Source organism: Rhodococcus sp. 06-235-1A, assembly GCF_002258785.1.
In the GTDB taxonomy this organism is placed as follows: domain Bacteria; phylum Actinomycetota; class Actinomycetes; order Mycobacteriales; family Mycobacteriaceae; genus Rhodococcoides.
Genome location: NZ_NOYI01000002.1, coordinates 189,456 through 216,439, shown reverse-complemented (window position 1 = coordinate 216,439; position 26,984 = coordinate 189,456). Strand labels below are relative to the sequence as shown.

The 26,984-nt window shown below is 64.7% G+C and carries 1 protein-coding gene; it reads right to left on the bottom strand.

Features of this window, described 5'->3' with window-relative positions:
* Positions 1-54 precede the first annotated feature (54 nt).
* Positions 55-26,826: a non-ribosomal peptide synthetase gene (locus CH275_RS00920; RefSeq protein ID WP_094674326.1), complete on the bottom strand. Its 26,772-nt coding sequence runs from the start codon at positions 26,824-26,826 to the stop codon at positions 55-57.
* Positions 26,827-26,984 lie beyond the last annotated feature (158 nt).

Below are 26,984 nucleotides of genomic sequence, written 5' to 3'. Positions count from 1 at the left end.
GAACGCCGATGGTATTCGTACAGGTGGTCCTCGATGTGAAGAACACGCCAAACGTTATTCAGCTGTATTGCCCAGATGAGAATCGACAATCGGCCCGATTACATCGGCCGCATCGGCATTTGTCATCTCGTTGTGGAAAACCTCGACGTCGTGGATGACGATATCCCCTGCAACGTACGGTCGCCATTCCTGCGGTGATCTGACAATTCCGTCGCTCGCACCCTTCGTTGCGGAAAAGAACAAAACATCTCCGTCGAAGACGTCCGGCACGAACTCGGCCATGATTCTTGTCGAATTCTCGAATCCTGCGTTGATTCTTCGCAGATGATCGGCAGTCACGCCGGTCGTCTGACCCAAGGATTCGTCGAGCAGTTCTACGCCTCGCTCGTAGGTCAACGGCTCGGCCGACGGTTGCGCCGTCAAGTCCAGCCCCAATCCACCGAGTAGATTCTCCACGCTCAATACCCCGTCGACGGTGTCGTCGTCGTGGCCGTCGACGTAGCTGTCCAGCAGAGCGAGAGTGCGAACTTCACTCCCGGTGCTGCGCAGTTCCACGGCGATGGCGTGGGCGAGCGAGCCGCCGAGCGACCAACCGAGTAGGTGGTACGGCCCCACCGGTTGGACGGCTCGGATTTCGTCGGCGTATCGATGCGCGAGGTCGCGTATCGAGCCGAAGGTCGTACCCTCCACGATGCTCGGCAGCTGCAAGCCGTACACGGGACGGTCGTCGGTCAGTTTCGAGACGATACCGGCGTAACCCCACGAGAGCCCGATGCCGGGGTGGACGCAGAACATCGGTGCCTTCGAGCCCGTACTGCGCAGCGGAATCACCACTCCGAACACCGAATCGAGATCGGCACCCGAGGCGTCGGCGTCGGACGCGACCCGTGCTGCCAGCCCGGCCGGTGTCGGATCGACGAACAACGCCTGCAGCGGCACTCTCACTCCGATTGCGGTTTCGATGGCAGGCACGATCTTCGTGGCCACCAACGAGGTTCCGCCCAGCTCGAAGAAGTTGTCGTCCATACCGACTCGTTCGACTCCCAGAACCTGAGCGAACGCGTCGGCGATGGCTGCCTCGACGTCGGTACTCGGGGCTCGGTACGGAGTCGTCGACACCGTCAGCTCCGGTATCGGCAGTGCCCGACGATCGAGCTTGCCCACCGGGGTGAGCGGAATATCGTCGAGCTCGATGATCACCGACGGAACCATATGGCGCGGAAGGGCTTTGGCGACGCGATCTCGCAGTGCTTCGGTGTCGACCGTCTCACCGTCTGCCGCGAGCACGTAAGACACGAGCACCGTGTCACCGGACGCCGCGGTGTGTCCGATCGTGGCTGCGAATCCGACGTGTTCGTGCTCGGTGAGGGCGGAATCGATCTCGCCGAGCTCGATGCGGAAACCGCGCACCTTGACCTGGAAATCGCTGCGTCCGACGAACTCGACCGTGCCGGTACTACCCCAGCGCACGACGTCACCGGTCCGGTACATCCGCTCGCCCGGGGTACCGAACGGGTCGGCAACGAAGCGCTCGGACGTGAGTCCGAATCGACGCAGGTAGCCACGTGCGGTGCCGGGTCCTGCAATGTACAGCTCGCCCGACACTCCTGCCGGTACCGGCCGCAGACGCGCGTCGAGCACCATGAACCGGAATCCGGTTCCGGGCCCGCCGACGTCGACGGTGCCGCCGGGCACCAACGGCCCACCGACACTGGCCTGAATGGTGGTCTCGGTCGGTCCGTAGCCGTTGAACATCTTGCGGCCCGGTGCCCATTTGGCCACCAGTTCCGGAGTGCAGGCCTCGCCGCCGACGGCAAGGACGCGCACAGTGCCGAGTCGAGTCTCGTCGATCGAGGACAACGCCGCCGGAGTGAGGAATGCGTGCGTCACGTGTTCGGATTCGAGCAGATCGGCGAGTTCACCGCCACCGAACGTTCCCGGAGGCACGATCACGACCGTCGCACCGACTCCGAATGCCATCGTCAGCTCGTACACCGACGCGTCGAAACTCGGCGAGGCAATGTGCGATACCCGCGAATCTCGGGTTGGACGGAACCGCTCGATCACCTCGGCCTGCAGGTTGGCCAACCCGCGATGGCGTACGGCAACGCCCTTGGGCCGCCCGGTCGAACCCGAGGTGTAGATCAAGTAGGCCGGGTGGTCGAGGTGCAGGGTGGCCGTGCGCTCGACATCGGTCACCGCGTCTGCCGGGTAGCGAGAAAGCTCCGCCGAAGTCTCCGGATCGTCCAGAACCAGCCACGGGACGGTATCGGGCAGCGATTCCCTGCTGTCGATGTCGGTCAGACCCATTGCGGCATGAGAATCTTCGAGCATATGAGCGATTCGGTCCGCCGGGTAGTTCGGATCGACGGGCAGGAAGGCGGCTCCGGTCTTGGCCACCGCCCACACCGACAGGACCGACTCGATCGATCGAGGCAGAGCCAATGCGACGAAAGTCTCGGGACCGACGCCGTAATCGATCAGCATTCGAGCGATCCGGTTGGACCAGCTGTCGAGGTCGGCGTAGGACAGGCTGACGCCTCGATAGGTGACAGCGACCGCATAGGGGTCGAGCGCCACCGATGCAGCGAGCATTTCCGGCCATGTCCGTGTTGCGACGTCGACCGATCCGCGGGCCGGTGCCAAAGCCTGCTTCTCGTCGGCACCGAGAATGTCGATATCTCCCACGGCGATGTGTCGGTCGTTCCCGACGGCGTCGAGAACGCGGATCAGACGCGCCGCGATGGCCTCGACACTGACTGGATCGAACAGCGAAGTGGCGTAGTCGAATGCGGCCTCGAAGCCGGACGGACGACCGTCGGCGTCGAAGGTTTCGGACAGCAGCAGCTGAAGATCCTGCTTGGCTACCGGTACGTCGAAGTCGAAACCTTCCACGCGCAGATCCGGAAGCTCGAGCGATGCCTTCTCGTTGTTCTGGAAGGACAGCGCCACCTGTGACAGCGGAGCGTAGGCCGTCGAGCGGGTGGGGTTGAGGACCTCGACGATTCTCTCGAAGGGCATCTCCGTGTGGTCGAAGGCGTCCAGGTCGTGTGCCTTGACCTGATTCAGCAGCTCCTCGAACGTTGCGGCTTCGTCCACCCGGCTACGCAGCACGAGCGTGTTGACGAACATACCGACGAGATCGTCGAGGGCGGCGTCTCCGCGTCCGGCAACCGGAGTGGTGATCGCGATGTCGTCCGTGCCGCTCAACCGAGCGAGCACCACCGCGAAGGCCGCGTGCAGGACCATGAACATACTCACGTTCTGTTCGCGAGTGATGTCGACGAGCGTGCGATGGATGTCGGCATCGATCGTGAAGCGCACTCGGCCGCCCCGGAAATCCTGGGTGGTCGGTCGCGGTCGGTCGGTCGGCAGCGGCAACACGTCGGGAAGTCCCGCGAGCGTGTTCGACCAATGCTCGAGCTGAGCCGCCGCGACACTCGACGCGTCCTGCTCGTCTCCGAGCAGCGAACGTTGCCAGATCGTGTAATCGGCGTACTGGACCGGCAACGGTTGCCAATCCGGCGCACGTCCGGCGCTGCGCGCCGAGTACGCAAGCACGACGTCGCGGGCCAGAGGTGCCATCGACGCGCCGTCCGCTGCGATGTGGTGCACCACCATAGCGAGCACGAATACGGGATCGTCGGCCGTGTCACCGGCAGGATCGAGCACCTGGAACAGCTCGACGTGCACCGGGATCTCGGTCGTCACATCGAACCCTCGCCCGGCCAACAGGGCCACCCGGTCGGTGAGCACTGCGGCATCGATCCGTTCGGGTTCGACCGCCGGTGCGACGTCCTTTGCCGGATGTACGAGCTGCACGGGGAACTGCGGACCATCGGGGAACGTGGTGCGCAGCGACTCGTGGCGTTCGAGAACGTCGACGACCGCCGCGGCCAGAGCAGCGGTGTTCAGCTGTCCGGTCAGTTTGACGACCAACGGCACGTTGTACGCCGCAGACGAGGTGTCGAACTGGTTGATGAACCACATCCGCTGCTGAGCGAGCGAGAGCGGAATGTGCTCCGGACGTCGAACCGCGACGAGAGCCGGACGCTGTGTTCGGGTGTCCGCAGTGCCGACTGCCTTCGCCAGTCCCGACACCGTGGGCGTTTCGAAGATCGTGCGAACGCCGATCGCGGTACCGAATTCGGCGTTGACCCGCGCGATCACCCGAGTGGCACTGAGCGAGTCGCCGCCCAGCTCGAAGAAGCTGTTGTCGGCTCCGACTCGATCGACCTCGAGGATTTCGGCGAACACTGCAGCGACGGTCAGTTCGGCGGGAGTGCTCGGTTCGCGGTACGACGTGGCCGAGCCGAACTCGGGGATCGGCAGTGCAGCGCGGTCGAGTTTGCCCACCGGAGTCAGCGGGATCGACTCGAGCACGACGATGGCGCTGGGAACCATGTGCGACGGCAACGCAGCTGCGAGATGATCGCGCAATACCACGGTGTCGAAGTCGCTGACCGCTGCTTCTCGGTACTCCCCTGCCAGACGGACATACGCAACGAGAACCGTTGCACCCGAGGGCCCCGGAGTGCCGAAGGTCGCCGCGAAATCGACCGCCGGATGGCTCGACAGCGCAGCATCGATCTCGCCCAGTTCGATGCGGAATCCGCGAACCTTGACCTGGGAGTCGCTCCGTCCGACGTACTCGATCGTGAGATCCGGCGACCACCGCACGACGTCACCGGTGCGGTACATGCGCGCACCGGGCACACCGAACGGATCGGCGACGAAACGCTCTGCCGTCAGTCCCATTCGGTCGTGGTAACCGCGGGCCAGGCCGACACCTGCGAGGTAGAGCTCTCCTGCCACACCGATGGGGACCGGCTGCAGCCGCGAGTCCAGGACGACCTCATGGACGCCGCGCACGGGTCCGCCGATCGACACCGGCTCGCCGGCAACCATCGGTGCACTGATGTTGGACATGATGGTGGCTTCGGTCGGTCCGTAGCCGTTGAACAGGTTGCGGCCGGGAGCCCACTTGGTGACCAACTCCGACGGAACCGCTTCGCCACCGACGACGACGTCGGCAAACGTGTCGAGACCGGTGGGGTCGACCGATGCCAGTGCGGACGGGGTGATGAATCCGTGAGTGACCGCTTCCGATGCCAGCAGCGACGCGAGCTCCTCGCCGCCGTACACGGTCGGCGGCACGATCACCATCGTGGCCCCGACACCGAATGCGAGCAGATATTCGAGCACGGAGGCATCGAAGCTCGGCGACGAAACATGCAGTGTGCGAGAGTCTTTCGTGACCCGGTAGCGCTCGCGCTGCTCGGTCGCGAAATTGTCGAGGCCGGAGTGGGTGACCACGACCCCCTTCGGAACACCCGTCGAGCCCGACGTGTAGATCGTGTAAGCAGCGCTCTCGAGAGTGACGCGACCGAGCCGTTCGGCGTCGGCGATGGGCTCGTCACCGACGGCGTTCGGGCCGTCCGTTGCGAGATCGTCCAGGATGATCCACGGCACCGTGGACGGTAGGTCGTCGAGATGAGCGCGAGTGGTGACACCGAAGCTCGCGCCGGAATCGGCCAGCATGTGCTCGATGCGATCGGCCGGGTAGTTCGGGTCGACCGGAACGAACGCGGCACCGGACTTGGCAACCGCCCACACGGTCAGGACGGACTCGATGGATCGCGCGATTCCGAGCGCGACGAACGTTTCGGTGTGCACACCGTGGCTCAGCAGAATCCGAGCCAGTCGGTTCGACCGTCGGTCCAGCTCTCGGTAGGTCATCTCACCATCGGCGCTCCGCAGGGCGATGGCATCCGGGTCGACGGCTGCTGCGTCCGAGAAAATCTCCGGCAACAACCGTCGCGATCGTCCGTCGACACCGTGTACCGGTGCCAGGGCGGCGTATTCCGTCTCCGACAGCAGTCCGAGCCGAGCCAGAGGCTGCCGTTCGTCGGTCAGTACCGCATTCAGCACACGCTCGACTCGATCGACGATTGCGTCGACGTCCTCGACGGCGAACAGTTCGGGCAGGTACTTGGCCTTCAGGTTCAGGCGCTCGTCGACCGAGGAAACCAGGGTCAGCGGGTAGTGCGCGGCGTCGGTTCCCAGGATGTCCGTCACCTGCATGCCCGCGAAATCCGTTGCAGCAGAAGCTCCTGCACGATCGACGGGGTAGGACTCGAACACCGTCAGGGTGTCGAATGCGACGCCGGCCCCGGCTGCACGCTGGATGTCGGTCAGCCCGAGGTAGTGGTGATCGAGCAGCGAGGCCTGTTCGGCCTGGACACGATCGACCAGTGCGCCGAGCGTTTCGCCTCGGTCGAGCGTGACTCGAACGGGCAGCGTGTTGATGAACAGTCCGATCATGCCCTCGATGCCGGGGACCTCCGGCGGCCGTCCCGACACGGTTGCACCGAACACGACGTCGTCGCGACCGGTCAGAGTGGCGAGAACGATGCCCCACGCGGTCTGAACCAGCGTGTTGAGAGTCGATCCACGACGCGCCGCGAAGTCGCGAAGGGTAGCCGTCGTATCGATCGACAAGGAGCGCTCGGTTTCGCGGGAGACCGTGGACAGCTGCCGACCCCGGTCACCGGTGACCAGGAGTGTCGGCTCTTCGACGCCTGACATGGCACTGATCCACTGCGCGGTCGAGATCGCGACGTCGCGTTGACGCATCCACGCCAGGTAATCCCGGTAAGCGGGGACCCGCGGAAGCATCGAGTCGTCGGATTCGGTGACATACAGCGTGATCAGTTCCTTGACGACCAGAGGTGTCGACCAACCGTCCAACAGGATGTGGTGGTTGGTCAGCAACAGACGCCAGTGATCGTCGGCGAGGGTGATGAGTGTGAACCGCAGCAGCGGCGCAGCGTCCATCTCGAATCGCACCGCGCGGTCGGCCTCGAGGACTGCCTCCAATGCCGCCTCTACGTCGGTCTCACCGCGGAGATCGATCTCGGACCACGGAACAGTCACCGAACTCTGCACGATCTGCAGAGATTCTCCGGTGCTGTTGTGCACGAACGCCGCTCGCAGGTTCGGATGACGAGAGACGAGCTTGTCGACGGCGGCGTGCATCCGTTCGGAGTCGACTGCGCCACGCAGCTCGAGCCCGAGCTGCACCATGTACGCGTCCACGCCTGCAGTGTCGCTGCCGACCTCGCCTGCGAGGCGCGCGTGGAAGAGCAGGCCGGCCTGCAGCGGCGACATCGACCACACGTCGTCCAGGTCGGGGAACCGCTTCTCCAGCACCTCGATGGAACTCTGATCGATGTCCACCAACTCGAGATCGGACGGAGTGCGGCCACCCGCACCGTCGGTCGAGGCGTGCTCGGTGATCGCGGTGAGTGCCTGCGTCCACAGCTCGATCAACCGATCCACCTCGTCCGCGCCGAGAATCCCGGCCGGGAAAGCGAACGTGGCGTCGAGTTGGGGGCCGTTGGGTGTCGACGTCGTGACGGCATTGATGTCCAACGCTGCCGGCACGGGCATGTCCGGATTCTGTGCGTCGCCCAGTTCGGCGTCGGCCACGGGAATCCAGCCCACGTCGGCCATGCCTTCGGACGATCCGGTCGAGAAGCGCCCGAGGTAGTTGAAGCTGACCTGCGGAGCGGCGAACCCGGACAGAGTGTCGGTTCCGGTGGGATCGAGGTACCGCAGCATGCCGTAGCCGATTCCGTGATCGGGGATCTCGAGCAGCTGCTCCTTGACGGCCTTGATCAGTGCGCCTGCGGAGTCTCCACCGGACAACGCGTCGGCGATATCGACGGAGCGCAGGTCGAGGCGAACCGGGAAGATCGTGGTGAACCAGCCGACGGTCCTGCCGAGATCGGCACCGGGCACCACGGCGTCCTCACGACCGTGGCCCTCGAGGGTGATCAAGGCACTGCGGACGGCGTGACCGCGTTCGCGGCGCCACGCGGTCAGAGCCAAGGCCAATCCGGCCAGCAGGCCGTCGTTCACACTGCCTCGGAAGACGTCAGGAACGGTGGTGAGCAGACGCTCGGTGACCTCGACCGGCAGCGACGTACGGATGCGCTGCACTGTCGCGTCGACGTCCACCCGCTTGTCGAGGGGGCGCGAACCGATGGTCGGATCGTCGCCGTCGAGAATGCGTTGCCACAGCCCGAGCTCGCCTGCGCGGGACGCAGTGACGTCGGTCAATCCGGTGGACCACCGCCGCATCGACGTACCGATCGGTGCCAGTGCAGGCTCGTCGCCCGCGACGATCTGGCTCCATGCAGTCGCGAGATCCGGAACGATTATTCGCCAGGACACACCGTCGATGACGAGGTGGTGTGCGACGACGAGAAGTCGGCCGGACCCGTTCGGGCCCTGGAACCACACCATCTGCACCATGACGCCGTCGGCGGGGACCAATCGATCTGCCGCTGCGTCGAGTTCCGCCCCGGCACGGGAGGAGAAGTCGGGACCGTCGATGGAATCGACCGTGACCGCATGGATGACGGACGCGGCCGAAACAGCGCCGACCGGTGAGACGTGCTCGCGCCAGACGCCGTCGGTGTCTCGGAACAGCCGTGACCGCAGCATGTCGTGACGATCGAGCACGGCCTGGACGGTGCGCTCGAGCGTGGCGGTCTCGATTCCGACCGGGAGCTGAAGCAGGGCGGTCTGGGTGTAGCGACCGAAGTCGGTGCTGCGGTCCAACATCCAGTGAACCACCGGGGTCAGAGGTAGCGAACCGACTCCCCCACCGTCGAGTTCCTCCAGTACGACGGCGTCGCCTCCGAGAACGACGACCTCGGCCAGCGCGGCCACGGTCTTGCGCTCGAAGATGTCACGTGGAGCCAGGACCAGACCGGCCGCCTTGGCGCGGGACACCAGCTGGATGGACATGATGCTGTCGCCGCCGAGCGCGAAGAACGAGTCGTCGACGCCGACGGTGTCGAGGCCGAGGACATCGGCGAACAGGCCGGTGAGAATCGATTCGACTTCGGTTGCCGGCAAGCGGCTTTCGGTCACGTTCGCCGAGAAGTCCGGAGCAGGCAGGGCGCGGCGATCGAGCTTTCCGTTTGCGGTGAGCGGCAACTCGTCGAGCACGATCAGCGCCGCGGGCACCATGTAGGACGTCAACGTGGTGCCGACGAAGTCGAGAACCGCGGAGTGGTCGAGGGTCCGGCCGGCTTCGGCGACGACGTACCCGATCAGGCGGTCGCCGAAGCCGTCGTCCCGCACCGAGACCACGGAGGCAGCGACACCGTCGAATTCCAGCAGAGCGCTCTCGATCTCGCCGAGTTCGATGCGGAATCCGTGCAACTGCACCTGCATGTCGCTGCGACCCAGGTACTCCAGCGCTCCGTCGCGATTCCACCGCGCCGTGTCACCGGTGCGGTACATCCGAGCGCCGGCCTCACCGGACGGATCGGCGACGAACCGGGTCGCGGACAGGCCGGCCCGACCGAGGTAGCCGCGAGAGAGCTGTGCCCCGGACACGTACATTTCGCCGGTCACTCCTGGTGGAACCGGGTTCAGACGCGTGTCGAGAACGGCCACATTCAGTGCCGGGATCGCTTGACCGATGACGCTGGCCGAGGCCGAGGCCGCGAACGCTTCGGTCAAGGCCAGGTGGCTCACATGGACCGTGGTTTCGGTGATGCCGTACATGTTCACCAGGGTGGGCGCGGACTCGTCGTGCCGGGCATACCAACGGCCCAACTGTCCGAGATCGAGTGCCTCACCACCGAAGATCACGTAGCGCAGCGAGAGTTCCGCGGAGTCGTCGGCAGCTCCGACAGCTGCGGTGGCAACCCTGTCGGCTTCCGCGAACTGATAGAACGCCGTCGGTGTCTGGTTGAGCACCGTGACCTTCTCGCGCACCAACAACTCGCGGAACAGCTCCGGTGAGCGCGCCGTGTAGTAGTCGACGACGACGAGAGTTCCGCCGTGCAGCAACGGGCCCCACAGCTCCCACACCGAGAAGTCGAACGCGTACGAGTGGAACATGGTCCACACGTCGCGGTCGTCGAAATCGAACAGATCCGCAGTGTTCGCAAACAGTGTCGCCACATTGCGGTGCGCAATCTGTACGCCCTTGGGTCGTCCGGTACTCCCCGAGGTGTAGATGACGTACGCGATCGAGTCTGCGCTGGTGGCGCCCGAACGGTCCGCATCCGTCAGCGGAGTGCCGGAGACGGCGTTCATCTCGGCGATCAGTTCCGGTGAATCGACGAGCAGTACATCGAGATCGGAGGCCGGGACGGCTGCGCTGTCGGCAACAGTGGAGATCACGCAGACGGGCGAGGCGTCGTCGAGCATGAACGCCAGCCGGTCCGCGGGGTACGAGACGTCGATCGGCAGATACCCGCCGCCGGACTTGATCACTGCGAGCAGTGCCACGATCAATTGCTCGTCACGCGGCATCGCGACCGCAACGAGCGATTCGGACGTCACTCCGCGAGCGATCAGAACACGGGCCAGGCGGCTCGAAAATTCGTCGAGTTCGGCATAGGTCATCGAGCGATCGCCGAAGACGACCGCGCGCGAATCCGGGAATCGGGCTGCAGCAGAGGAGAATCGGTCGGCCAGAGTCGCATCTGTTGCCGTGACGCCAGCGTGGTTCCACTCGTGCGTCATCGCACCGAGCTCACCGGGGAGCAACAGATCGATGTCGCCGACGACGCTCTCGGGATTCGCTGTCACTGCGTCGAGTACCGCACCGAACCGCGCCGAGAACTCCTCGACGGACGATTCCTCGAACAGATCCACCGCGTAGGTGATCGCGCCGGTCATGCCGGACGGTTGACCGGACTCGTCGAACTGTTCCGAGACGGTCAGCTGTAGGTCGAACTTCGCCACGTGCGCGTCTATGTCCACAGCCTGCACGGTGAGGTCAGGTAGCTCGAGCGTTGCCGAGGCGTTGTTCTGGAATTCGAGCAGCACCTGGAACAGAGGCGAATGGTCGGTCGACCGCGCCGGGTCGAGAACGTCCACCAATCGCTCGAACGGTACGTCGGTGTTCTCGAACGCCGCGAGATCGGCTGTGCGCGTAGCACGGAGCAGGTCGGTGAACGAGAGCTGCGGTGCCACCTCGGTACGCAGAACCAGCGTTCCCACGAACATCCCGACCAGATCGTCGAGTGCGGCGTCGCCTCGTCCGGCGATGGGGGTACCGACCGCGATGTCCTCGGTGCCACTGATGCGTGCCATGAGGATCGACCACGCGGCGTGTACGGCCATGAAGACGGTTGCCTCGTTGGCACGCGCGACGTCGCTCAGTGCCGCGTGAGTACTGCGGTCGATCTCGAAGCGCACACTGTTGCCGCGCAACGATTGACGGGCCGGGCGGGGATGATCCAGCGGCAGCGGGAGCACCTCGGGCAGATCCGCAAGATTGGTCTTCCAGAACTCCAGCTGCTGCGCGGCGAGCGAGGACGAATCGGACTCGTCACCGAGTACGTCTCGCTGCCACATCGCGAAGTCCGCGTACTGCACCTCGAGTGGTGCCCACATCGGGGAGACACCCGCTGCGCGGGCTCCGTAGGCCACCATGACGTCTCGCGCCAGCGGTGCCATGGACGCTCCGTCGGCGGCGATGTGGTGTACGACGATCGAGAGAACGAACTCGTCCGCTGCCAGCCGGTAGAGAACTGCGCGGAACGGTAGATCGGTCGAGACGTCGAATCCCGTTGCGGCGGCCGACGAAATGGCCGCAACCACCTCGGTGGTGTCCAGATCCACGACGTCGAGTTCCGTCGACACCGTGTCCACGTCGAGGATCGACTGCTCGGGTCGTTCCCCGTGGGTGGGGAACACCGTGCGCAGTGACTCGTGTCGTTGGAGAACGTCGCGGACGGCTGCGCTCATTGCAGCGACGTCCAGTCGTCCTGTCAGTCGCACGGCGAGAGGGATGTTGTAGGCCGCCGACGTCACGTCGAACTGGTTGATGAACCACATTCGTTGCTGGGCCAAGGACAGCGGAATCGAACTCGGTCGCGGCTTCGCGACGAGTGCGGGACGGCGAGCTGCACCCTCCGGGTTGCTGCGGACTCGCACCGCGAGCGATTCGACAGTGGGTGCCTCGAACAGAGCACGCACACTGATCGCGGTGTCGAGGGCAGAGTTGACCCGTGCGGTGAGTCGGGTGGCACTGAGTGAGTCGCCGCCCAGATCGAAGAAGCTCGAGTCGATACCGACGCCGTCGATTCCGAGCACCTCGCCGAAGATCTCGGCGATGACTCGCTCGGACTCGTCGCGCGGGGCACGTGAGTCGCTTCCGAGATGAAGATCGGGAGCAGGCAGTGCATTTCGATCCAGCTTGCCCGCCGGGGTCAGCGGAATCGACTCGAGTGCCACGAAGGAGGTCGGAATCATGTGAGTCGGAAGCGAATTCGACACATGAGTGCGCAACGCGGCGGCGTCGATCCGGCGACCGGGCCGCGGGAGAACGTACGCGACCAGAATCGTGTTCCCGGTGGGACCGTCGATGCCGACCGTGGTGGCGAATTCGACCGTCGGATCGTCGGTCAGAACCGCGTCGATCTCGCCGAGTTCGATTCGGAAGCCGCGCACCTTGACCTGGAAATCGCTGCGCCCGACGTACTCGAGAGTTCCGGAATCGGTCCACCGCACCACATCTCCGGTGCGGTACATCCTCGCACCCGGTGCAGCGAAGGGATTGGCAACGAATCGGTCTGCGGTCAGGCCGAATCGGGAGTGGTAGCCACGCGCCAGCGCGGGCCCGGCGAGATACAGCTCTCCCGCAACTCCGACCGGAACGGGATGCAACCGTGCGTCGAGAACGACCTCACTGAAACCGATTGTCGGCGAACCGATGTCGATAGCGGAGTCGACGTGCAGTCGATCGCTGATGGACGAGAAGATCGTCGCTTCGGTGGGACCGTACGCATTGAACATCAGCCGGCCCGGTGCCCAGCGGGCCACCAGCTCGGGCGGGCACACATCGCCACCGGTGGCGACGACTCGCAGCTCGGTGAGGCCTTCGGGGTCCACCGACGCGAGCGCGGCAGGCGTGACGAATGCATGCGTCACGTGCTGCTCGGAGAGCAACGCGGCCAGCTCGACGCCGCCGTAGACCGAGGTCGGTGCGATGACCATCGTTGCGGCACCGGAGAACGCCATGACCAGTTCGAGGATGGACGCGTCGAAGCTCGGTGATGCGAACGCCAGAACCCGGGCATCGGATGCCACCTCGAATCGGGTTCGCTCCTCCTCTGCCAGATTCGCGAGCCCGCGATGGGTGACGGTGACGCCCTTGGGTACACCGGTCGACCCCGAGGTGTAGATCAGGTAAGCCACCTGATCGACGTGCAACGGACGGGTGCGGTCGTCGTCTCCCACCGGGTCGGTCGAGCAATCGGCGAGCTCGCTGCGCGTGTCTTCGCGATCGAGGACGGTCCACCGGGCGGAGCCGAGACCGTCGACCGCGGCAACATGCGCCGAGAGAGTGAGGCCGATGGTCGCGTTCGAGTCGACGAGCATGTGCTCGACGCGATCGCGGGGGTAGCTCGGATCGATGGGCAGGAAGGCCGCGCCGGTCTTGGCGACCGCCCAGATGCCGAGAACCGAATCGACGGAGCGAGGCAGGGCAAGAGCGACAACAGTTTCCGGTCCTGCGCCGCGCGTGATCAGGGCACGGGCCAGAGCGGACGATCGTGCGTCGAGCTCTGCGTAGTCCAGGCTCGCGTCAGCGCTCCACAACGCGATGCCGTCGGTGTTCGCGGCGGCAGCATCGGTCAAAATTTCCGGTAGCAGCCGAACATCCGACGATGCCGGGCCGTGTACCGGTGCCAGTCGGCCCAGTTCGTCCTCCGACAGCAGCGACAGCGAACCCACCCGTCGGTCGATATCGGTGGAAATGGCGTCGAGTACCCGCACGATTCTGTCGACGGTCGCGCGAACGACACTGTGCTCGAACAGTTCCGGGAGATATTTGGCCTCGATGTGCAGCTTGTCGTCGACCATCGCGACCAGCGTCAGCGGATACTGGGCCGTGTCGCTGCCGTCGTGTACGTCGTGCACATGCATGCCGGCGAGGTCGGTCTCGGCCGACAGCCCCGCGCGGTCCATCGGATACGACTCGAAGACCGTCAGGGTGTCGAACGCAACGGCCGGTCCGACAGCCCGCTGGATGTCGGTGAGGCCGAGGTAGTGGTGATCGAGCAGCGCAGCCTGTTCGGACTGCACCCGATCCAGGTACTCGCCCAATGTCTCGGACGGATCGAGCACGATGCGGACCGGAAGAGTGTTGATGAACAATCCGACCATCGACTCGATGTCGGAGACCTCCGGCGGGCGGCCGGACACCGTCGCACCGAAGACCACGTCGGAGCGTCCGGTCAGAGTGCCGAGGACCATGGCCCACGACGCCTGCACCATCGAGTTCATCGTGACGCCGCGGGCGCGGGCCACGGCCCGCAAGCGATCGGTCTGTTCGACGTCCAACGAGACCAACGCGCGGCCGGCCAGCGTCGATTCCTGGCGCCGGCTTTCCACCGGCGTCAGCAAGGTCGGTTCGGACAATCCCGCGAGCGCATTCGTCCACGCATCGGTTGCCGACGAGCGGTCCCGTTTCGCCAGCCACGACAGGTAGTCGCGGTATGCCGGAACGCGAGGAAGAACGGTTTCGTCGCCGTCGACCACGTACAGAGTCAAGAGGTCCTTGAGGAGCAGAGGCGTGGACCAACCGTCGAGCAGGATGTGGTGATTGGTCATCACCAGACGCCACTCGCCCGGAGCCACCGTGATCAGCATGAAGCGCAGCAGCGGAGCCTGAGCCATGTTGAAACGGGTGGCTCGGTCCGCATGTTCGATGCGCTCGAGCTCGGCGGCCCGGTCGTCGACGTCCAGACCGGTGAGGTCGATCGACGACCACGGCACGTCCACATCGTGATGCACGATCTGGATCGACTCGCCGTCGTTGTTGTGCACGAAGGCAGTGCGCAGATTGGCGTGTCTACGGAGCAGGGCGTCGGCGGCCCGGCGGAATCGCGCCTCGTCGACGTCCCCGCGCAATTCGAGTACCAGCTGGACTATGTACGCGTCGACGGACTGATCCGACAATTCCGCGTGAAACAGCAAACCGGCCTGCAGAGGCGTCATCGACCAGATGTCGTCCAGCGTCGGGTAAACCCGTTCGAGGTTGTCGATGGAACTCTGATCGAGGCGTACCAGATCGAGGTCGGACGGTGTGAAGCCGCCGGACCCGGGCCGCTGGGCGAGCTGAGTCAGAGCCGTGAGTGCCTGTCGCCACAGCTCGGCCAGCTCGGCGACCTCGTCCGCGTCGAGCACACCGGTGGGGAATGCAAACGTGGCTTCCAGTCGCGGGCCCGTCGGTGTGGCAGTGGTGACGGCATTGATGTCGAGCACGGCGGCCACGGGAAGATCGTCGTCCTGCGAATCGCCGACACCGGCATCGTCGACCGGCAGCCAGCCGTGTCCGCGAAGCTCGTCCGGAATGTCGGTGCTGTAGCGCCCGAGGTAGTTGAAACTGATCTGGGGAGCCGGGAAGTCGCGTAGAGCAGCGGCACCGTCCTCGTCCAGGTAGCGGAGCATGCCGTAGCCGATGCCGTGATCGGGAACGGCGAGCAGCTGCTCCTTGACCGACTTGATCAGACGTGCACCGTCTGCACCGCCGGCAAGTGCGTCGTCCAGATCGATGCCGTCGAGGGTCAGTCTGAGCGGGTAGATCGTGGTGAACCAACCGATGGTGCGACCGAGATCGGCACCCGGTACGACGTGGTCCTCGCGACCGTGACCCTCCAGCGAGATGAGGGCGTCGTCGACCACCACACCGCGATCACGTCGCCATACGGCGGTGGCGAGCGCAAGCGCGGCGAGCAGGCCGTCGTTGACACTGCCGTGGAATGCGTCGGGCAGTGCTGTCAGCAGCCCCTCGGTGACGTCGGTCGGCAGCGTCAGCTCGACCTTGTCGACCGTTCGATACACGTCGATGTCACGATCGAGTGCGCGTGATCCGATGAGTGGATCCGGTTGCGCCAGTACGCCGCGCCAGATCTCGAGCTCGTCTCCTCGGGTGGCGGTGACCTCACGCAACCCGTGAGACCAACGGCGCACGGAGGTGCCGACCGGAGCCAGTTCCGGACTGTTTCCTCCGATGATCTGGGCCCATGCCGATGCGAGGTCCGGAACCAGAATTCGCCACGACACCCCGTCGATCACCAGGTGGTGGGCGACGACGAGCAACCTGCTCCCCTCGGAACCGGCGTCGAACCACACCATCTGGATCATCACACCGGAATCGGGTGCCAAGCGGCCTACTGCAGCCGCTGCCTCGGCTCTTGCCTGCTCGGAGAACTCTTGTCCCCGAACGGTTGTCGACGTCACGTGGTGCACGATGGAGCGCGCCGTGACCGATCCGACCGGGAGCACCTCCATCGACGGATCTTCGCCGCGATGCAATACCCCACGAAGCATGTCGTGGTGGTCGAGAACGGTCTGGACGGTGGCTTCGAGAACGTCGAGCTCGATATCGACGGGAAGCGTCAGAACTGCGGTCTGAGTGTGCTTGTCGAGCACCGGCGTCCGATCGAGCATCCATGCCACGATCGGGGTCAGCGGGACATCGCCGACGCCGCCTCCCGGTAGTTCGTCCAGTACGAGCGCAGCGGTGCCGTCGCCGGCCGCCACGACCTCGGCGAGTGCGGCAACGGTCTTGTGCTCGAACACATCTCGTGGCGAAAGAGCCAGGCCGGCCGCCTTCGCGCGCGACACCAGCTGGATGGACATGATGCTGTCGCCGCCGAGCGAGAAGAACGAATCGTCGACGCCGACGCGGTCCAGTCGGAGGACCTCGGCGAACAAGCCGGCGAGCGTCTTCTCGACCGCGTTCTCGGCCTCGCGGCCCGAGGTGACCTGAGCGGACCAATCGGGTTCGGGTAGTGCGTTTCGGTCGAGTTTGCCTGCCGGAGTCAACGGAATGGACTCGAGCATCACCAACGCCGAGGGCACCATGTGCGCCGGCAACACCGAACCGACGTGCTCGCGCAGCACGGACGCATCAAGCGTGGTCCCGGCCACCGGCAACACGTACGACACCAACACCGTGGCACCGGCAGCAGATTCACGCCCCACAGTGACCACGAAATCGACACCCGGCACAGCAGCCAACACCGAATCGATCTCACCCAACTCGATCCGGAAACCACGCACCTTCACCTGAAAATCGCTGCGCCCCACATACTCCAACGCACCCGACGAATTCCACCGCACCACATCACCGGTGCGATACATCCGAGAACCCACACCACCGAACGGATTGGCCACGAACCGCTCCGCCGTCAAACCCAACCGAGCGTGATACCCACGAGCCAACGCCGGACCCGCCAGATACAACTCACCCACCACACCCACCGGCACCGGATTCAACCGCGCATCCAACACCACCTCCGCGAAACCGATCGTCGGCGAACCGATATCGACCGACTCCCCCACCACCAACGCCGACGAAATCGACGAGAAAATCGTCGCCTCCGTCGGACCGTACGCATTGAACATCCGCCGACCCGGCGCCCACCGCGCCACCAACTCCGGCGCACACACATCACCACCGGTGACCACGACCTCCACCGACTCCAACCCCACCGGATCCACCGACGCCAACGCCGCAGGCGTGACGAACGCATGAGAAACCCGCTCCTCGGCCAACAACGACGCCAACTCCACCCCACCGAACACCAACGGCGGAGCGATCACCATCGTCGACCCACCCGAGAACGCCAACACGAACTCGAGAATCGACGCATCGAAACTCGGCGACGCGAACGCCAACACCCGAGACGACGGCCCCACACCGAACCGAACCCGCTCCTCGGCAGCCAAGTTCCCCACACCACGATGAGTGACCACCACACCCTTGGGCACACCGGTGGACCCAGAGGTATAAATCAGATACGCCGCATCATCGAGACGCAACACACCCGAACGCTCCTCGTCCAACACCGGAGCAGAAGACCGAAAAGCCAAATCCGCCACCACATCCGGATCATCGAGCACCACCCACGACACCCCACCCACACCCGACACCGCACCCACATGAGCACCCAACGTCACACCCACCACAGCACCCGAATCGACCAACATGTGCTCGATCCGATCCACCGGATAATTCGGATCCACCGGCAAGAACGCACCACCGGCCTTCGCCACCGCCCACACCGCCACCACGGACTCCACCGACCGCGACAACGCCAACGCCACGAACGACCCCGGACCCACACCACACGACATCAACATCCGCGCCAACCGCGACGACGCCGCATCCAACTCACCATACGAAAGCACCCGAGAACCCGACACCACCGCAACACCACCGACACCCGCAACACCCACAGCACCAGCCAACAACTCCGGCAACACCACACCCACCACAGACCGCGGACCACGAACCGGAGCCAGAGAGGCGTGTTCGGAGGCCGACAGGATCTCGATGTCGCCGACCCGAACGGACGGCGTGGTCGTCACGACGTCGAGAATTCGCACGAGTCGATCGGCGAGGACACGAACGGTGTCTGCATCGAAGAGTTCTGTGGCGTATCGGAAGCCGGCACTGATGCCGGCAGGCGTACCGGACCTGTCGAATTCTTCCGAGACCGTCAGTTGCAAGTCGAAGTTGGAGATGTCGTTGGGAAGTTCGATTGCCTCGACCGACAGTCCGGGCAACGTCACCGTCGGGCGGTCGGTGTGCTGGAATTCGAGCATCACCTGGAACAACGGCGCGTGGGCCGTCGACCTCGTGGGGTCGACCGCATCCACCACGCGCTCGAACGGGATGTCCGCGTGCGTGAACGCGGCGAGGTCGGTGGCGCGAACGTCCGAGAGCAGGTCTTCGAAACGGGTGGAGCCCGGCACCTGGGTACGCAGGACGAGTGTGTTGACGAACATGCCGACGAGTTCGTCGAGCGCAGCATCCCCGCGACCCGAGATCGGCGTTCCGACAGAGATGTCCTCGGTACCCGAAAGTCGGGCCAGAAGGACGGCCAGGGCAGCATGCACGATCATGAACGAGCTCGAATTGTGTTCGGCAGCAACAGCAGCCAGTCGTGCGTGGACCACGGCATCGATCTCGAACGAGACGGTGCTGCCGCACAGAGACGCCACCGCAGGCCGAGGGCGGTCGGTCGGCAGAGGCAGAACCTCGGGGCTGCCCGACAGCGTGTCGACCCAGTAGGTCGATTGCTGCGCCATCAACGATTCGGGTTCGGACTCGGTGCCGAGGTATCGGCGCTGCCAGAGCGCGTAGTCGGCGTACTGGACCGGCAGTGGTTCCTGGCTCGGCGCGTGCCCGGCCGCGCGGGCGCTGTAGGCGACCATCAGATCACGGGCCAGCGGGGCGCTCGAGAAGCCGTCGGAGGAGATGTGGTGCACCACCATGACGAGGACGTGTTCGTTCTCGCGCTCGCGGATCAGTCGAACTCGCAGCGGAACGTCGGCCACCACGTCGAAGCCCGAGCCGGCGACGTCGCCGATCAGGTCTTGCACGTGCCGATCGTCGTCGGCCGCAATCGGCGTCAGATCCGGCAGCGCCGATGCGACATCGAGGACCGACTGCACGGGACCGTCGTCGGTCAACGGGAACATCGTGCGGAGCGACTCGTGCCGGGACAACACGTCACCGATGGCGGAGTGCATCGCGGCGACGTCGAGAGCGCCACTCAGTCGCATGGCGAACGCGACGTTGTAGGCAGCCGACTGGGTGTCGTACTGATTGATGAACCACATTCGCTGCTGCGCCAGCGACAGCGGTACGACGTCGGGACGTTCCTGAGGAACCAGTCGTGGGGCTGCTCCGCCGTCGTGGTCGCGGATGTCGATACCTGCGGACAACGCTCGCACAGTGGGCGCGTCGAACAGATCCCTGATTCCGATGTCGCTACCGAGTGCGGCATTGATCCGTGCGACCAAGCGCATTGCGATCAGCGAATTACCGCCGATCTCGAAGAAACTCGACGTGACGCCGACCTGAGAGATGCCGAGCAGATCGCCGAAGATGCCGGCCACGATTTCCTCGACCGGATTCTCGGGACCGACGAATTCCGACGCAGCGACGGTGAACTCGGGCGCAGGCAAGGCCTTGCGATCGAGTTTGCCGCTGGCGTTGACCGGCAACGAATCGAGCACCACTACGTGCGAGGGGACCATGTAGGCCGGAAGGCGGCGTGCGGCCTCGGCGGTCAGCTCGGTGGGATCGACTGCGGAACCAGGCGCACCCACCACATAGGCCACCAGTGTCTCGCCGGTGTTCGCGTCCTTGTGTACCAACGCGATCGCTTGGGCGACGGACTCGGACCGGAGCAGGACGGCTTCGATCTCGGGCAGCTCGATACGCAGGCCGCGCAGCTTCACCTGGAAGTCGGTACGGCCGATGTACTCGAGCTCGCCGTCGGTGCGCCAGCGAACCAGATCGCCTGTGCGATAGAGCCGATCACCCGGTTCACCGAACGGGTCGGCAACGAACCGATCCGCCGTGAGGTCGCCGCGGCCGACGTACCCGCGAGCGAGTTGGACACCGGCGAGATACAGCTCGCCCGGCGCACCGATGGGTGCGAGCCGCAACGATGCGTCGAGAACGTACAACCGGGTGTTCCACACCGGTGCGCCGATGGGGATCGAGACAGCGTCGCGACCGGTCACGTGGTAGTAACTGACGTCGACTGCGGCCTCGGTCGGACCGTAGAGGTTGTGCAACTCCGCGAGTGAGAACTGTGCGAACTGCGCTGCGGTGGCAGGCGGGAGTGCCTCGCCACTGCAGAAGACCAGCCGGAGGGAAGCGCATTCTGCAGCTCGGGCTCCTGCTGCGAACACCGCCAGCATCGACGGCACGAAGTGCGCGGTGGTGATGTGCTCGTCCGCAATGATGCGGGACAGGTACACCGGATCGCGGTGGCCGTCCGGTTCTGCCACCACGAGCTTGGCACCGACCTGAAGGGGCCAGAAGAACTCCCACACCGACACGTCGAACGTGGCAGGCGTCTTCTGCAGAACCGTGTCGGCGGGTTCGAGGTGGTACTCGTGCTGCATCCACAGCAGTCGGTTCACGATCGCCGAGTGCGTGACTGCGACACCCTTGGGCCTGCCGGTGGAACCGGAGGTGTAGATCACGTACGCGGTGTTCGAGCCGTTCAGGCTACCCAACCGGTCGGAATCGGTGACCGAGGAGCGATCTCGATCGGATACGTCGAGCAGATCGACCGCGAGAACCGGCGTTGCAACCGGAATGTTGATCCAGTCTCGGCTCGTGGTGAGGATGCATACCGGCTGGGCACTCGAGAGCACGTAGGACGACCGCTCGACCGGATGGTCCGGGTCGATCGGTACATAGGCACCACCGGCCTTGACGATGGCGTACATGCCGACGAGCAGGTCGATCGACCGACGGATCGCGAGACCGACATGCGACTCCGGTCCCACACCGAGTGAGACGAGGTGACGAGCGAGCTGATTGGCGCGCTCGTCGAGTTCGAGATAGGTGATGTGCTCGTCCTCGAACACCAGCGCGGTCGAGTACGGACTGCGCAACACCTGCCGGTCGAACAGGCTGCTGAGAGTCATGTCGGTGTCGCCGGCCGGGATCTGCTGGCGGACCGGGGGTTCGAGCAGACGAGCGGTGTCGTTCCACTCGAACAGGATCAGTTCGCGTTCTGCGGCGGACAGGATGTCGATGTCGCCGGTGCGAACATTCGTCGACGTGCCGATGGTGTCGACGATCCGCAGGAAGCGATCGACGAACCGGTCGATGGTGTCCGGATCGAACAGATCTGTGGCGTATGTGAAGGCAGCCGACAACGCCCCGGACTCGTCGAAGGGGTCCTGATCGACGCGCAGTTGCAGGTCGAACTTCGCTGTGTCGGTACCTATTTCCTCGAACTCGACGGTGAGATCGGGCAGCTCCAGCGTGGCCGAGGCATTGTTCTGGAACTCGAGAAGAACCTGGAACAGAGGCGAATGGTCGGTGGACCTTGCCGGATCGAGTACGTCCACGAGTCGCTCGAACGGAATGTCGGTGTTGTCGAAGGCGGCGAGATCGGAGCTGCGGGTACCGGCCAACAGCTCACCGAAGGTCGCCTGCGGTTCTACCTGGGTACGCAGCACGAGGGTGCCGACGAACATGCCGACGAGGTCGTCGAGTGCGGCATCCCCCCGCCCCGCGATCGGAGTGCCGATGGCGATGTCCTGGGTCCCGCTCAATCGTGCGAGCAGCAACGCAAGTGCGGAGTGCACGACCATGAACAGCGTGGACTCGTGTTCGGCTGCAACCGAGGACAACCGCGCCGCAACGTCGCCGGGGATCGTGAACGGCGTGACACTGCCGCGCATCGACTGCCGAGTGGGGCGTGGCCGATCGAGCGGCATCGGCAGCACGTCGGGCAGGTCCGCCAATGCCGACTGCCAGAAGTCGATCTGCCGCGATGCCACGGACGTGGAGTCGTTCTCGTCGCCGAGAACTGCGTGTTGCCACAGCGCAAAGTCCGCGTACTGCACGGCCAGCGGCTCCCACATCGGAGCCGACCCGGAGGACCGGGCACCGTAGGCAACCATGACGTCGCGAGCCAGCGGGGCGATCGACGCACCGTCCGCGGCAATGTGATGGACGACGATGGACAGAACGAAACTGTCCGGGCCGGTTCGGTACAACACCGCACGGAAGGGTAGATCGACCGTGACGTCGAATCCTGTTGTCGCAGCAGTACGGACGAGCGCATCGACCGCCGCGACGTCGACGTCGACGACCTCGAGCGGGAGCCTCGCGCCGGTGACGTCCTCGACCGGGGAGATGACCTGGTTCGGTAGATCCCCCACAGTGGGAAATACCGTCCGAAGCGATTCGTGCCGGGACAGAACGTCGCCGATGGCCGCGGACATCGCGGTGACGTCCAGGCGACCCGTCAACCGAACGGTGAGTGGAATGTTGTACGCGGGTGACGACACGTCGAACTGGTTGATGAACCACATCCGCTGCTGTGCGAGAGAGAGCGGAATGGACTCGGGGCGCTCGACGGGAACCAGCGCCGGACGGCGATGCAGTGACGCACCCTTGGCCTCCGCGCGTTCAGCCAGAGCCCGGACGGTCGGCGCCTCGAACAGATCCAGAACCTTCAGATCGGTTCCCAGGGCCGAATTGACTCGCGCGGTCAAACGCGTTGCGACGAGCGAGTTTCCACCGAGATCGAAGAAACTGTCGGTGACGCCGACCCGATCGACCTCCAGCACGTTGCAGAACACGGCTGCCACTGCGGTCTCGTACTCGGTCCGCGCCGCCTCGAATGCACCCTGAGACCCGAGTTCGGGTTCGGGTAGTGCGTTTCGGTCGAGTTTGCCTGCCGGAGTCAACGGAATGGACTCGAGCATCACCAACGCCGAGGGCACCATGTGCGCCGGCAACACCGAACCGACGTGCTCGCGCAGCACGGACGCATCAAGCGTGGTCCCGGCCACCGGCAACACGTACGACACCAACACCGTGGCACCGGCAGCAGATTCACGCCCCACAGTGACCACGAAATCGACACCCGGCACAGCAGCCAACACCGAATCGATCTCACCCAACTCGATCCGGAAACCACGCACCTTCACCTGAAAATCGCTGCGCCCCACATACTCCAACGCACCCGACGAATTCCACCGCACCACATCACCGGTGCGATACATCCGAGAACCCACACCACCGAACGGATTGGCCACGAACCGCTCCGCCGTCAAACCCAACCGAGCGTGATACCCACGAGCCAACGCCGGACCCGCCAGATACAACTCACCCACCACACCCACCGGCACCGGATTCAACCGCGCATCCAACACCACCTCCGCGAAACCGATCGTCGGCGAACCGATATCGACCGACTCCCCCACCACCAACGCCGACGAAATCGACGAGAAAATCGTCGCCTCCGTCGGACCGTACGCATTGAACATCCGCCGACCCGGCGCCCACCGCGCCACCAACTCCGGCGCACACACATCACCACCGGTGACCACGACCTCCACCGACTCCAACCCCACCGGATCCACCGACGCCAACGCCGCAGGCGTGACGAACGCATGAGAAACCCGCTCCTCGGCCAACAACGACGCCAACTCCACCCCACCGAACACCAACGGCGGAGCGATCACCATCGTCGACCCACCCGAGAACGCCAACACGAACTCGAGAATCGACGCATCGAAACTCGGCGACGCGAACGCCAACACCCGAGACGACGGCCCCACACCGAACCGAACCCGCTCCTCGGCAGCCAAGTTCCCCACACCACGATGAGTGACCACCACACCCTTGGGCACACCGGTGGACCCAGAGGTATAAATCAGATACGCCGCATCATCGAGACGCAACACACCCGAACGCTCCTCGTCCAACACCGGAGCAGAAGACCGAAAAGCCAAATCCGCCACCACATCCGGATCATCGAGCACCACCCACGACACCCCACCCACACCCGACACCGCACCCACATGAGCACCCAACGTCACACCCACCACAGCACCCGAATCGACCAACATGTGCTCGATCCGATCCACCGGATAATTCGGATCCACCGGCAAGAACGCACCACCGGCCTTCGCCACCGCCCACACCGCCACCACGGACTCCACCGACCGCGACAACGCCAACGCCACGAACGACCCCGGACCCACACCACACGACATCAACATCCGCGCCAACCGCGACGACGCCGCATCCAACTCACCATACGAAAGCACCCGAGAACCCGACACCACCGCAACACCACCGACACCCGCAACACCCACAGCACCAGCCAACAACTCCGGCAACACCACACCCACCACAGACCGCGGACCACGAACCGGAGCCAGACGAGCACGCTCGGCGGTGGAGAGCACGTCCACGTCACCGATCAGCAGATCGGGCTCACTGGTCAGAGCGTCGAGAACACGAACCAGACGGCGGCCGAACTGGGCAATGCTCACGGCATCGAACAGTTCGGTGGCGTAGTCGAGGACGACGGTGGAATCGGTTTCGGCCACGGTCACGACGAGGTCCAGTTCGACTCCGTCCCGCGGCAGAGCGGCAGGGCCGAATCGAAGAGCAACCTGAGCCAACGGTCCGTGCGAGCCCGACCTGGACAGACCGAGGGCTTCGACGACGTCCTCGAACGACACATCACCGTGCTCGAGCGCTGCGGCGAAGGCCGTTCCGGTGGAGTCCACGAGGTCAGCGAACGAACGTCCGGCGTCCGGATCGGTCCGCAGAACAAGGGTTCCACCGGCACCGTTGGGCACGGCGATCGACACGTCGTCGGTATTCGCCAGACGCGAGAAGAGAACGGCAAGAACGGATTCCACAACCACGAACGGCGTCGTTCCGCGGTCGGCCGCGAGCCGATTCACGGCGGTCCACGGTTCGGATCCGAGGGCGATCTCGTGCGTCGCGCGAACGTGGCCGATGCGCGACGGACGTGGACGGTCGGTGGGGAGATCGAGAAGGTCCGGGGAATCGGCGAGCCGATCCTTCCAGTACGCGAGATGGGCCGCGGCACGGCGGCGACGGCGTCCTTCGTGCGCGCTGTCCGGATGCACATCGGCAACGGCGACGTCGGGACCGGCAGCGATGAATGCTTCGGCCATGTCGACGAAGCTCGAGTGATGTGCCGTGAGGTCGTCGTCGTCGTAACGGTTCGGGTTCGCTCTGAAATCGACGAATGTTCTTGCCGGAGAACCACTCTGGTAGACGTTGACCAGAAGGTCCTCGACCGGGCCCGACGTCACGATGTTGAATTCGCCGACGATCGACCCCAGGTTGATCTGCTGATGGAACAACATCATGTTGACCATCGGACCGGTGAGTTGCTTGTCGCTTCCCGCGGCCGTCAGTTCGCGTCGGATGTCCTCGATGCTGAAGCGCTGGTGCCGAAGCGCACCCATCAACTCGAGTTGCACCTGCTGCACGAGCTGTCCGACCGTGGCGTCCTCGGGCACATGAATCGGGATCGGTGCCACGTTGACGAGCATTCCTCCCGACCGGCGCAGCAGTGCCGTGGTTCGAGCGGACACCGGAATGTTGACCAGGACGTCTTCGCGTCCGGTCATGCGGGACAGGTAACAGCCGAATGCAGCGATGAACACCGCGGCCGCGGTTCCGCCCTTGGTCGTGTCGGACCCTTCGAGTGCGGTGACGACGTCCGCAGGCAGAGCCACGCTCCGCAACTTGCTGGCAGCGACGGTGCGTCCGTCCGTGTTCGACAGCGTCGCACCGTCGTGGATGTCGGCGGCGCGAGCGGTCCAGTACTCCTTGTCCGACTCGAAGCGAGAGGACGTCCGGTATTCCTGATCGAGCTCGAAGAGTCGGCGAAGTTCTGCTGCCTTGTTGGGGGCAGGTTCGGTGTGCTCGACCGCGGCCGTGTAGAGCGCAGCCGTGCGATTGACGAGCGTCATGGCACCGTAGCCATCGAGAGCTACGTGGTGGATCTTGCTGTACCAGAGGTTCCGCTCGTCCTCGACCTGAATGATCCAGCTCTCGACGAGCGGATCGTTCTCCATGTCGACCGGCTGAACGTAGTTGCCGTCGATCCACTGCAGGGCCGCGGTCATCGGATCGTCTTCGCCGCGGAGGTCCAGATAGTGCACGGACTGGTCTATGGAGTGATCGACGACCTGAACGGCTTCGCCGTCGACCTCGGCCAGGCGGAGGTAGGCGGACTGGAACTCGTGCCCGGCCTGCGCCGACGCTTCCTGCAACACGGCTATGTCGAGACTGCCTCGCAGATCCACGTACTGGGCGATGCAAACCGGTACTTCAGGAGCGAGCTGTTGAGCGAACCACATGCCTCGCTGCGCAGACGACAGCGGGAAGCCGTTCTCGAAACCCGGACCGGTCGGGGGTGTCTGAGATCCACCGGTAATTGCTGCGCGCATTCACTTGCCCTTCGGCGGCACGGTCGCGACGGCGAGTGCCGACGTCGGATACATCGACCCGGACTTCTCGATCCGGTTCGGAGTGTCGAGCCGCGGCGGCTTGGGCGCGCGATTGAGCAATTCTGGCTTCCGTTCTTATTTGCGTTCGTGTCGGTTCG